Source organism: Alkalibacterium sp. f15 (assembly GCF_049389645.1).
GTDB lineage: Bacteria > Bacillota > Bacilli > Lactobacillales > Carnobacteriaceae_A > Alkalibacterium.
Genome location: NZ_CP186540.1, coordinates 2,564,494 through 2,577,021, shown reverse-complemented (window position 1 = coordinate 2,577,021; position 12,528 = coordinate 2,564,494). Strand labels below are relative to the sequence as shown.

Annotated in this window: 13 protein-coding genes; 1 reads left to right on the top strand and 12 read right to left on the bottom strand. The window is 39.8% G+C overall.

What is annotated here, in order from left to right:
- Window positions 1-80: 80 nt before the first annotated feature.
- The 12 genes from ACO1PF_RS12080 to rpsP all read right to left on the bottom strand — a co-directional run bounded on the left by ACO1PF_RS12080 (window position 81) and on the right by rpsP (window position 11,686).
- Window positions 81-980: an alpha/beta hydrolase fold domain-containing protein gene (locus ACO1PF_RS12080; RefSeq protein WP_423189308.1), complete on the bottom strand. Its 900-nt coding sequence runs from the start codon at window positions 978-980 to the stop codon at window positions 81-83.
- A gap of 105 nt (window positions 981-1,085) precedes the next feature.
- Window positions 1,086-3,977, bottom strand: coding sequence for an insulinase family protein (locus ACO1PF_RS12075; RefSeq protein WP_423189307.1), 2,892 nt, complete (start codon window positions 3,975-3,977; stop codon window positions 1,086-1,088).
- Between the two features lie 772 nt (window positions 3,978-4,749).
- Window positions 4,750-5,421 (bottom strand): hypothetical protein, encoded by a 672-nt coding sequence (locus ACO1PF_RS12070; protein ID WP_423189306.1) that lies wholly within the window; start codon window positions 5,419-5,421, stop codon window positions 4,750-4,752.
- Window positions 5,422-5,629: 208 nt separating this feature from the next.
- Complete coding sequence (locus ACO1PF_RS12065) at window positions 5,630-6,634, bottom strand: hypothetical protein (protein WP_423189305.1); 1,005 nt, start codon at window positions 6,632-6,634, stop codon at window positions 5,630-5,632.
- A gap of 1 nt (window position 6,635) precedes the next feature.
- Window positions 6,636-7,343, bottom strand: coding sequence for a SatD family protein (locus ACO1PF_RS12060; protein WP_423189304.1), 708 nt, complete (start codon window positions 7,341-7,343; stop codon window positions 6,636-6,638).
- 148 nt (window positions 7,344-7,491) lie between these two features.
- Window positions 7,492-7,914, bottom strand: coding sequence for an OsmC family protein (locus ACO1PF_RS12055; protein WP_423189303.1), 423 nt, complete (start codon window positions 7,912-7,914; stop codon window positions 7,492-7,494).
- 16 nt (window positions 7,915-7,930) lie between these two features.
- Window positions 7,931-8,416: a hypothetical protein gene (locus ACO1PF_RS12050; RefSeq protein WP_423189302.1), complete on the bottom strand. Its 486-nt coding sequence runs from the start codon at window positions 8,414-8,416 to the stop codon at window positions 7,931-7,933.
- 762 nt (window positions 8,417-9,178) lie between these two features.
- Window positions 9,179-9,535: a 50S ribosomal protein L19 gene (gene rplS, locus ACO1PF_RS12045; RefSeq protein WP_423189301.1), complete on the bottom strand. Its 357-nt coding sequence runs from the start codon at window positions 9,533-9,535 to the stop codon at window positions 9,179-9,181.
- Window positions 9,536-9,722: 187 nt separating this feature from the next.
- Entirely contained in the window at window positions 9,723-10,463 is a 741-nt protein-coding gene (gene trmD / locus ACO1PF_RS12040) for a tRNA (guanosine(37)-N1)-methyltransferase TrmD (RefSeq protein ID WP_423189300.1), read from the bottom strand.
- Window positions 10,463-10,975: a ribosome maturation factor RimM gene (gene rimM, locus ACO1PF_RS12035; protein ID WP_423189299.1), complete on the bottom strand. Its 513-nt coding sequence runs from the start codon at window positions 10,973-10,975 to the stop codon at window positions 10,463-10,465. The genes trmD and rimM overlap by 1 nt, the downstream gene beginning before the upstream one ends.
- Window positions 10,976-11,056: 81 nt before the next feature.
- Complete coding sequence (locus ACO1PF_RS12030; RefSeq protein WP_071847163.1) at window positions 11,057-11,302, bottom strand: KH domain-containing protein; 246 nt, start codon at window positions 11,300-11,302, stop codon at window positions 11,057-11,059.
- 111 nt (window positions 11,303-11,413) lie between these two features.
- Window positions 11,414-11,686, bottom strand: a complete 273-nt coding sequence (gene rpsP / locus ACO1PF_RS12025) for a 30S ribosomal protein S16 (RefSeq protein ID WP_423189298.1) — start codon at window positions 11,684-11,686, stop codon at window positions 11,414-11,416.
- A 582-nt stretch (window positions 11,687-12,268) separates the two neighbouring features.
- Between rpsP and ACO1PF_RS12020 the strand changes: the two genes are divergently transcribed.
- The gene (locus ACO1PF_RS12020) at window positions 12,269-12,502 is read left to right on the top strand and encodes an SHOCT domain-containing protein (RefSeq protein ID WP_423189297.1); all 234 of its coding nucleotides are present in this window, start codon (window positions 12,269-12,271) and stop codon (window positions 12,500-12,502) included.
- Window positions 12,503-12,528 lie beyond the last annotated feature (26 nt).

Genomic DNA, 12,528 nt, shown 5'->3' with positions numbered 1-12,528 from the left:
GAATTAAGTATATAAGTATATAAGTATATAAGTATAAGAAGCTATCAATATATTTCTTCAGAATAATTCTCTATTTTCATTCAATTCAAATGATCAGTTAAAAAGTCACGAATAATTGCGATGACTTCCTCGGTGTAGAAAATGCTGCCACCGTGGTCAGCATCGTCGACACAATAAAAATCAGCCTCCAGCTGGTGATTCTTGCAGGCTTCATAAAGCAGGACACTTTGTTCGAACGGGACGACAGTATCTTTGTTACCATGCATGATCAATAGTGGAATGGTCGGTTTGTGCTGATCCATATAATAATTTACTGATGCCTGGTTTATATGAGCGCCTTTTTTACCTTTGATAAAATCGGATAACAACAGATTCTCGGGACTCGTCGCTTTTGTGTGATCCGTGGCAGATGGCTGGTGAGTTATTGCTTCGAAATCTGTGACCCCGTATAAGTCCACACAGGCTCTGATATCCGGAAGTGGCTCGGTTGTGTTATCCAGCATAGCTGTCTGCCATGTGGCCCAGCACATAGCAGCCGTATGACCTCCGCTGGAATCCCCAGACAGAAAGAGGTTATTCATATCGAGTTGTAACTCTTTTGCGTGTGTATTCAGATACCGGACAGCCGTTTTGGCATCGTGAATATGACTTGGGAATATTGCATCTGGGATAGGTAAGTATTCCACGATAGCCAGGACAAAACCATGGCGCACAATATCATTGAAGTCTAATAGTATATTATTAAGATCTTGTTTGAACCATCCGGATCCTTGTATATGCACGAGGACAGGATAAGGCGGTTTCAATTCATACCCCTGCGGATAGACCATGCGGATCTTTAAATTTTTATTGTTTTTTCTTTGATATACCAGGTCTTCATCTAAGATTTGTCCTCGGATATTTTGTTTGTTTCCGGTAACGACCTTCATCCCTTTGACTTGAGCGGTTGACTTTGGCATAGTTTCATAACTGTCTATCATATTGAATCGACCCCATTTCGCATATTTTTTATATGTATACTCTAAGAAAAAGAGCCTTAATTTAATAAGGCTCTTTCCTTTGAGTTAACCGATTATCTTGATTGATCAATAAAGATCGTAAATTTTGTCGAACAAGTCTTTTTCATTCTCGATTTGTGCTTTGTTGCCAATGACGACCACTGAGCCGGCATCAATGACTTTGGTGAAGCCGTCGTGTAAGGCAGACAGTTTATCTGTATCGGTTGCCAGAATTTCTTCTTTCAACTGAACGATGTCTTCTTTGGTGATGTTGCGTTTGAGTCGATTGAATGCTGTGAGTCCTTTGCTCTCTGCCGATTTTGGCTGCTCAAGCGGGCTGAGTGACCCGATGATGTATTTCAAGAGTTCAGATTCTGAAAGCGTCAGTTCTTTGACGTACGTCGGCATGTTTTTGTACACGGCCAGCGTTTTACCGATATTTGGGTCACGGTAGGAACCTAATGCTAAACTGCCGGTACGATTGTGCTGGTAAAGCGAACCGTATGCGCCACCTTTTACGCGGATTTCATTCCACAGGTAATCGAAGCGGAAAGCCGTTGACAAGACCAAGGACATGCCAGTATAGTCAAGTGTTCCTGTAGCGTCACTACCAAGTCCGACGTAGTTTACATCCTGCGCGGTGACGTATGCTTCATTTTGCTTTGTCCCAGCTTTGTAAGTGACGGCTTCGCCAAGAGGTTCACTTGGTAAGGAAGCAAAGGCCGAAATCAAGACGTCTTTGACCTCGTCTTTACGGTCAGAACCACCCGTATAGAGAACATGTAAGCGTCGTTTATTCAAGAGTTTCGTTAATAATTGAGTTAATTTATCATTCAGTTCGACTGAGTCAGATTTCAACTCGTCACGCACCACTTTCAGATAATTGAACTGATCGATGCCATTGACCGATTCACTGATTTTCACAGCAGGCTTCACTTGGCTCAAGGCGCGGTTAGCGACGATAGCGTGTGAACTGAAATTGATTTTCTGCTCAAAATTAGAAAGAAGACGCTGAGTGATTTTCAGGAGTTCCGCCTTTTTGTCAAACTGTGTATGCAGCATGATTTCCTTCATCAAGCCAACCAAGTCCTCTAGAGAAGCAGACAAGGCTTTGCCGCTTAGTTTGAAGTAAGGTTTGACGATTCCTTCTTTGTCTTCATAAACAGCCACACTGCCGTAAATACCGCCTGTGTGCGTATCCATTTCCGTTTGCAAGTCCGCTTCGTCATACTTCTCTGTAGCCAGCTTGCCGAGCAAGTGACTGAAATACCCTAGGAGCGAATACTCGTCTGCTTTGAAATCTTTAATGTCGAAGTACAAGTTGATGTAATCGATGCCTGAAGTGAACTGTTCCGCGTGATAGAAAGAAGTGTCTTCGTTAAACGCGCTTTCTTCGATCGGGTAGTCCTGTTCATCCGTGGTCAAGTCTTCACGTCTTAAAGTTGGAATCTTAGCCAGGTCTTCAGGACTATCGGGAGTTTCTTGACGTTCGATCAATGCCTGCGTTTCTTTGATGATCTGTGCTCTTTCCTCATCTGAAATATTCCCTTTATATTCTTGGAGTTTTTTCAGTGTTTCTGTTTCTAATTTATCGCTTTTTCCTGGTTCAGCTTTCAGAATCACTTGCGTAAACACGTCGTTATTTAAAAGTTTGCGTTTGATAAGGTCTTCGAAGTATCCTTCGTCTACTTTTTTAGCCAGCTCTTTCAAGTAATGGTTAAACTGTAAATTAACAAATGGATCTTTTCCATATAACCAGGTATTCAGTGCTTGAATGGCATAAATGACCCCACGCGGATTGTCTTCCGAGATCGCCGCTTCACGGGTCTGGAAAGTGATTTTGTTCAAGGCTGCCTGAATCAGGTCTTTGTTGATCCCTTTTTCCACTAATTCAGTCAGGGTATCGTCTACTACCTGTTTGAATTGCGGCATTTTATCGGCACTTGAATATTTAGCCATGATTAAAAAGGCTGTTGGATAACCTATATCGGACACGTCACTATCGATGTCTCCACCAATGTCAGCGTCAAGTAATGCTTTTTTAAGTGGCGACTGATTGTTTCCGAAAAGTATTTCGTCCAGTACTTCCAAACCAAAGATGTCTAACGTCTCATCGGGGAGTGCACCGTGCCAGCCAAGCGCAAGGTAATCTTTACCCGTTGGATCGTCACCGACTGTAATCGAATAGGTATCAGTATATACGGACTCTTTAGGCTGTGACGGTTCGATGGATAAGTCAACAGTTTCTTCCTGTTTACCCATGCCAGTAAAGTACTCTTCAAGTGAATCAAAGAGTTTGGTTATGTTTAAATCCCCGTAAACGATTGTCAGGGAATTACTTGGGTGGTAATACATTTGGTGGAAAGTGATAAATTCTTCCTGTGTTAATGTCGGAATGGCTTTAGGATCTCCACCGGAGTTGTGGCTGTATACAGTGTTTGGATACAGCTGACCCGCGACGTGATCGTATACCTGACGTTCGGGTGAAGCCGCAGCGCCCTTCATCTCATTGTAGACGACGCCTTTATAAATCAAATCGTCATCCTCATTCTCAAGGTGATAGTGCCAGCCTTCCTGTGCCAATATTTGCGGGTCCTGATACAGTTTCGGCTGGAAAACGGCGTCCAGATAGACACCCATCAAGTGGCCAAAATCTTTTTCGTTAGTGGATGCGACCGGGTAAATCGTTTTATCCGAAAACGTCATCGCGTTGACAAAGGTATTGAGTGACCCTTTGATCAGTTCCACGAACGGCTCTTTGGACGGGTATTTCTTAGAACCATTCAAGACAGAATGCTCTAAAATATGCGCAATACCATTGTCGTTATAAGGCGGGGTTTTAAAACCTATCGTAAATGATTTGTTGGTGTCATCATTGGCTAAGTATAAAACCTGTGCACCTGTTTCTTCGTGTTCGTATAAGTAACCTTCTGATTGGATATCCGGAAGATTCTGCGTTTCGATTTTTTTAAAGACCATACGTATCTCCTTTTATTCTCATTATTTTTTCATATAAAACCATTGTACACGATACAAACCCTCTTTGACTAGAAGAAGTGATTGACAGGGTTCAATCTCTTTTCGTTAGTTGAATTTGAGAAGAAACTAGGCCCTCGCCTAGTTTCACCAACATTGACCAAGTGATTGACGACTGTTTTTGGTTTTGATGCAGATTCAGCGTCTGGCAAGGAATGGGTCCGCACTTTTGAGTGGGGACTGTCGAATTCATAGATGGAAATTACCTGAGTCTGCACTTTATAAGTCCAGATGTCGAATTCAGTAATCGGAAATATTTGAATCCGCACTTTTACTGTTGAAATGTCGAACTCATACTTTAATATTCTGTGAATTTACACTTTCTGAGTCTAAATGTTGAATTCAGCAAGCGATAATTTTTGAATCTGCACTTTAAACTGGGGAATGTCGAATTCAGCAATCAAAACTTCCTGAATCTGCACTTTCACCGTCGGGATGTTGAACTCGGATATATTTCAATGACGAGTTTGCATTTTCACCGTTAGAATGTTCAACTCGCGCATCCAGAGATGAGCGAGTTGGTCTTTTCAAGATCCAGTAACTAAACCTTGTAAAACAGAGGACTATTTCTTGAATACTACACCGTTTGCCTTCAGTTCTTTGATCGTGACGGGGCCGATGACTTTCAACTTGCGTGCATCTTTTTCGGTTATTTGAGCAAAGGCTTCATAGGTCGTTAATTCGTTATTATAAAAGATCCCTGCTCGTTCGTAGCTTAAACCACGTAAGGGATTCGATTTGTTTTTTCTCGTTTTTTAAAATAAATAAGAGTAATCATACAAATAGCATAATAAAAAAATGAAAGGTAGATACTTGGATTAAACCCAATTACAAAAAAGAGAATTACAAAAAATACTATAGCAATAAGCGATGGAATCTGATCCATAAAATTTTTTATCCCCGTTTGAATATCATCTATTTCATTTCTTTTGAATCCACTCGAATAACCCTTAACTGGTTTGTTATGAAAAATATAGATAATATTTTCAGAACCTAAAACAAAAAAGTTATATCCTAGTAACTCAATCAAAAAATTAATGCTCAAAAAGGAATTATCGAATATACTACTGCTAATGATTACTAATATGAATATAACAGTAGAAAATAATAAAAAAAAAGCATTTTTACTAATCACAAAATCTATTATATTATTTCTTTTCAATAGTTTAATATCGTTCTTTGCAAAGTCATCATTTACCATGACAAAACGATATAAAGCAGTTGAAAATATCATAGCAGCGGAAAAAAACATAAACGGCCAATCTGGCATCATTACGTTTGCAAATGTAAAAACAGCTAATAAGCCCACAATCAACCCGAATAAATCTTTGTTACTATTTTTATCAAAAAACAATTTACAGGTTTCGAAAAAAAACATTTTTTTCATCCTCTCCGATATACATATCATTAATGTATACCGTGCTATGCTATAAGTTTCATCCTCCAATAATCTATCATCTTTAAAATTTCATTTAATATAGATTCTATTTGGGCTTAACTCATTAGACTAAAAATATTATTTGCGGTTTGTCCATAATAAAATTGAGATTTTAAGATAGTTTCAGTATCTGTTTTAATAAGAAACATAGAGCACACTAGATGAGCATCAGTACGAGCAAGGCATAACACGCAAATGTGATCAGTACACTGAGCATCGTTCCGATCACGAAGTACTCGGAAAAGTAAGGGTCTTCGGCGATGAGTTTGTAACGCGCGAAGGCTTTGATGGATAATATCGCAACGACGGATAACAGACTGCCAAAGAAGAAGGACAACAAGATGAGCAGGCGTTCCAGATTGCCGATCATGGCACCAGCCCCTTTAAAGCCAGAATCTTGTTCGGAATGCGCGGCTATCGTTGTGACTATTTTCGGGTCATATTTGGAGCTGATGGCCCGAATAATTAAATTGGTCGGCTTCATCAGCAGCAGTAAGACGAGTGACAATCGAATCAGGACGGCATACGGCGACTGCACAACGAAGGCACTCAGTGGTAAGTCAGAATCCTGAATGACAGCCAATGCTTCCAAAGTCAGCTGCAGAACAACCAAAGTGATTCCACTCAATACAATATAAGTGCTTACCTGTTTCAAAAACGCACTCCCCTGATAACGAGAGAGGCGCTGACTGCTGTTTAGAGCGAACAGGCTGCCGAGTAGCAGTATGAAAAACAAAAGAACCACACCGACTAAAATAAGTGGGTGAAAAGCCAGATCAACTAAGCTGTTCAGTATCAGGATCCAAAGTAAATAGATCAGCTGGTGCACGACAAACTGAACGATGGACCGATTCTTGTTATAAAATAGGTGAAGCGAATGTTCCGTAGTTAGATTACTGTTTAAGAATAGAGTGATGCCTCGTTTGAGCTTGTTTTCATAAAAGATGTACCCGACCATTAAACCGAGAGCCATCACCAGCCACTTCATCAAAAAGTCGCTAGTGAAATCGTTCAGTCCGATTATGACGAAGGTGGTAAACACTACACCCCACAAATAATGAAAGGGTTGGGCAGTCACCTTCCGGTCACCCACTTCATTACTTTGGGTCGGTTGGAAATAGAAATACCCGATGAGGTGGGCAACAAGACTTTCAATGATCATATCAGACTCTCCCCTCTTCGATTTTGTCAGCCAGGAGTTGGCGGGACTGGATGTACTGCTTGATTTGAGTAGAAATGATGCGTTTACTGATGGTCTGTGCGCTGAATGACTTTTTAAGGCCTTCCTCTAAGGCGTCTGTGACCCGCTGGTTATTCACGTCTTCATAAGCGCTGGCCTTCAACACATGGTACACCGTTTCTTTTTGCGTGGAAGTCCACTGATTGCGAATCGTGTTCTGAAGACGGATGATACTGTTATAGAAAAGATCATCTGGCTGATCCGCTTTTATTTTCTCGTTAAGCAGGCCGTAATCGTCGTCTTCATGCACCGATTCAATGGCTTCTCTAGCAAACCAATAAGCGGGTCCGTCCGTACCGATGCTTACTTTTTTATTCTTGATTGGAGTGGTCAACTCCCCTACACCAATGCCCCACCGCAGAGAGATCTCTTCACCAAGTTGCTGATGAGTCTTGAGCTGAAGTTCCAGCGTGATCAAATCGATTAGTAAAAAGGCTGTTTTCATATCTTTAACGATTCCCTGGAATTCATCACCCAAAGTAATCGTCAAGTGTGATTCAAGCTGTTCTGAAAACCGCTCGTTCATGACTTCCAATATATCTGACAAGATCTGTTGCGTTTGTGCGCGTTCTTTCATTTTTTTAGAAGCAATAATATCTGCAATCAAAGCTACTTTTGATTCAGTTGCCATTTCATTCCACTCCTCTCAGTCTGTTCATTCTAAATATAACCCAAAAAGAGTTGATTTTCAAGTTTCAACCATTTAAAGATGAATAATGAAATTAAACGATATATAGTTGAAAAAAGACACTGTAGAGTGAGTCTACAGTGTCTTCATCTTATGATTCATATGGTACGGTTTCAAGCTCGATGGTGGATGCATTCTGAGTGAGTTTGGCCACCGGACAACGTTTATCGGCTGACTGCACGATATCGTTGGCACGGATCAGATCCAATCCTTCAATTGCCGCAAAGGTGTATATCTGGAAGTAGTAACCCACACCATTTTCTTCACGTCGCAGTTGAACTTTAGCGGTGACTTTGCTTTTATTGTCCATACCGCGCGCTTTAAGTAATGCCTGTATAGTGGCATTCAAACAGGTCGTGAGCGATAGTCCAAATAATTCTTCAGGATTGGTTCCTGGCTTATCGCTCGTCGGGCTCGATACAGTGACGGAAAGGCGGTTATCCCCTTCCACGTAAGCTGTACCTTCCACGCCATCGTTGTTATGAACGGTTGCTTCAAATAAATGGTTTTCCACGAGTCACCCTCGTTTCTTAGGTTTTAGCTTGAGCGACGTCAATACCGTCGATTCTTTCAAGTTCAGGAAGTAACGCTCTCAAAATACGTCCGCCGTAAACAAAGACATCCATCATTGGGCTTACGTCTTCGCCAGTAATACCTAAGTGACGCATGACGATCTCCCCGTCTCCTGAAATAACGAAACGGTAGTAACCTGAACGCATAGCATTGATTTCATTTAATTCGGAAGTGATTTGTGGCATTTTATTACGATCAGTCACCTGACCAATTTTATTGTAAGTAATTTGGTAGTTCACTCGTGGTTGTTCTGAATCATGAATAATGACACCACATGCGACAGCTTTCTCTTTGTTAACACGTAAAGCTGTTTGGAAAACGATTTGTTTTTGCGTAATGGTTTCGCCATCTTTTTTATGGATAGGTGTATCCAACTCTTTGGTTTTGAATTGAATCTTTCTGTCTTGTGCTAGGTGTTTAAATTTATCTGTGATTACGCTCATAATATAAATCCCCCAATAAGTATAGTATCGTGTCTGTGTTTCACACAAAAATAATTATATCATAAAACGCTTACTAAATATAGACTTCTTAAAGGATTCTCTTTCATTTTATTTGTCACAGATAATTGGAAGTGGTTATAAATATCGTTTGTTTACACTGTAATCATGATTTTTTTGAAATCTGGAAAGCGTAGAGCTCTCTTCGCTAGCTATTGTTGTGACCATCACCTTATAATAGCAACTCAAATGCTGTTAACGATTCGACTAGCCGCTATATCACCTTATAATAGCAACTCAAACGCTGTTAACGATTTGACTAGCCATTATATCACCTTATAATAGCAACTCAAACGCTGGTAGCCATTTGAGTTGCCGTTATATCGTCTTATAATAGCAACTCAAATGCTGTTAACGATTCGACTAGCCGCTATATCGTCTTATAATAGTAACCCAAACGCTGGTAGCCATTTGAGTTGCCGTTATATTGTCTTATAATAGCAACTCAAATGCTGTTAACGATTCGACTAGCCGCTATATCATCTTATAATAGCAACTCAAACACTGTTAACGATTCGACTAGCTGCTATATCGTCTTATAATGACAACTCAAAACATAAGTTTCAGTGAGTCGGCACAGAACTAAGAGATCTTCAAGAAGGGTGACTGAGAGGTCGCTCTCAGTCGTCTATATTAGCACTTCTGAAATTTTTGCATAAAAAAACACCGTATTCTAATAAAAGAATACGATGTTTAAATATATGACTATTTTGTTTTACGGATGCGCTCTGGAATACGAGCAGCTTTACCACGTAGTTCACGTAAGTAGTACAATTTAGCACGACGTACACGTCCTTGACGAGTAACTTCGATTTTTGCAACACGAGGTGAATGTACTGGGAAAGTACGTTCAACACCAACGCCGTAAGAAATTTTACGAACAGTATACATTTCGCTGATTCCTTCACCACGACGGCTGATTACCACGCCTTCAAAAAGCTGAATACGTTCACGTTCACCCTCAACAATACGTGCATGAATAGTAACGCTGTCTCCTGGACGGAAGTCCGGTAAGTCAGTACGCAATTGTTCTTTTGTGATATCATCGATTAATTTGTTCATTTTTACATCTCCTCTCGCGCAACACTCATAAAGAGCATGTCCCAGCGGAATATTGCGAAAATAAAAGTGGTTACCCACTCAATTATTAACTCTACCATACAACAATATGGGTGTAAAGGTATTTTACTTGTTTTCTTTAAAAATTCCTTTATTACTGTCACCTGAGTCGATTGAAATGGACTCGGTTTTACTCCATCTCTTCTGTTTTCCACTCGGCGATAAGTTTTTTATCCTGATCAGATAAATCATAAGATGCCAACATATCCGGTCGTCTTTCAAACGTGCGTTTAAGAGATTCCTTATGACGCCATTCGGCAATCAACCCGTGATTACCATTCATCAATACGTCAGGAACCTTCATCCCCCTGTATTCCACCGGACGCGTATAGTGCGGGTGTTCCAGTAAGCCGCTGGAATGTGAATCGGTTTGAGCTGAATCGGCATTACCCAACACTTCTGGTAATAAGCGCACGGTAGCATCGATCATCACCATAGCGGCCAATTCTCCACCTGTCAGGACATAATCGCCCAAAGAGACCTCATCAGTCACCATGGAACGAATCCGTTCGTCATAGCCTTCGTAATGCCCACACAGGAACACCAGATGCTCTTCTCCTGAGAATTCTTCAGCCATGGCCTGATTGAAGGGTTTACCGGCTGGATCCATCAAGATGATACGTTTTTTCGTTTCGGGCTCACGTTCGTTGATCGAATCTACGGCATCAAACAATGGTTCGGGTTTAAGTAACATCCCGGCTCCACCACCGTAAGGCGTATCATCGACCCGCTGGTGTTTACCTTTACCGAACTGTCTGAAATTAACGCGGTTGACTTCGACGATATCTTTTTCGATCGCACGCTTGACAATGGAATAACCAAGCGGTCCGTCAAACATTTCAGGAAAGAGTGTGACAACGTCTATTATCATTAGTCTAACCCTTCCATGATGTGGACTTTCACCACTTGGTTTTCAATATCCACATCCAAAATAACTGACTCGATATATGGAAGCAGTAAATCTTTCTTGTTTGGTCGCTGAACGACCCACACATCATTAGCTCCAGGAGATAAAATTTCTTTTATAGTGCCTATTTCTTCACCTGATTCTTCAATAATGACTTTGCTGCCAATAACTTCATGAATATAGAATTCGTTATCAGGCAACTCAAGCAATAAGTCTTCACTTACGCGCAAGGTCCCACCGATAAATTTTTCAACATAATTGACATTATCATAGCCTTCAAAAACGACCAGATCAAAGTTTTTATGTTTACGGTGTGTAAGGACGGTTAATTCTTCACTCTCACCATCTTTACCAAACCAGGTCAGAGTCGCCCCTTTAAAGTAACGCTCTTGGGGATTGGTGGTGCTTGAGATCACGCGTACTTCACCTTTTATGCCGTGCGTATTGACCACTTTACCAATGTCATAATATTCCATAACTGCATCCTTCCTTTTTTCAATATTGATACAAAAAAAGGATGAACTCAAAGAGCCATCCCCGGTTTTCTGTTCAGTTGATTAATCAACAATTGTTAATCGGACACGTTTAGTACCGTCGAACTGAATACTGTAAACGATGGATCTTATCGCTTTCGCAATGCGTCCACGTTTACCAATAACACGGCCGACATCATCCGAATGAACAGACAACAAATATTCGTGAAAGTCATCTGTGTCTTTTAAATCTAATTTAATGTCTTCAGGATGACTTACTAGTGGTTCGACAATGGTTCTGATTAAATCTCTCATATCTGTATCAGTCATAATACCATCCTTTTTTTAAATGCTCTCTATATAGAATGAAGAAAAGACTGGAACAGTCAATACTTAACTATCCATTCTTTTCTTCTCAAGTGACTCATTTAATTCGAACAATTATTTGCTATATTTCTCATCGTGGAATTTTTTCATAATTCCTTTTTGTGATAATAAGTTTTTAACTGTATCTGATGGTTTTGCGCCATCTCTCAACCATTTCATAACGAGTTCTTCGTCAATTTTAACTTCAGCTGGTTTTGATACAGGGTTGTAAGTTCCAACTTGTTCAATGATACGTCCATCACGTGGTGAACGAGAATCAGCAACAACCAAACGGTAAAAAGGATTTCTTTTTGAACCCATACGTTTCATACGAATTTTTACTGCCATTATACTTGCACCTCCTGTTAATAAGATAATAAGGAATTCTTTTAATTTAAAGAACTTTTTTATTGAGTTTAGTTCTCTTTCAAACTCACGAAGGTAAGCTTATCATGTAATGAATAGCTCGTCAAGTGTTTTTTCTTTACAGAGGGAAATTTATGTATGTTGTTAATGATTTTAAACTTGTATATGTAAGCATATTTAAAGATGATCTTCTGGATCTCCCCAGTCAAACTTTGCGGGAAACAGTTTGATTAGTGCTAATGAGATCATACACCAAATCAGTCCGCCTAAAAATAAGCGCCTGTATAACATCGGACCATCTAGAAAATTGTCCGAAAGATAAATTGTAGCAAGCAAACCGTTTAGTGTAGTTGTTAGGATAAATAAAAAATTATTTTTTTTGCTCAAGTATGATTCTTCTCCTCTCAATTTTTATATAAATAAATATATATATGCATAATGATACATCTTACCATGTTTTGACTTATAAAAACACAAATGAATGAACTAAATTTAAATCTCCATGAAATCTACATAGTCCTTACTTATAATAAACAGTGTAAAAGATTTGAGGAGGATTATAGGATGTATCACAACATGTACGGTTTATTTGGAGGAGGATTCAGTTCCATGATGTTCGGAGGGTTATTTTTGATCATACTCATTATTATTATTTTGTATTTACTGTTTAGACAAGACTCACAAGGAAGTGGCTACCACACGAATAAAAAATCGGCTTTAGATATTCTAGATGAAGAGTACGCTAAAGGAAATATATCAGAAGAAGAATATATGAAGAAAAAGAACAATTTAAGGTAATAGTTTGTATAAAAAGACTGAAAAGT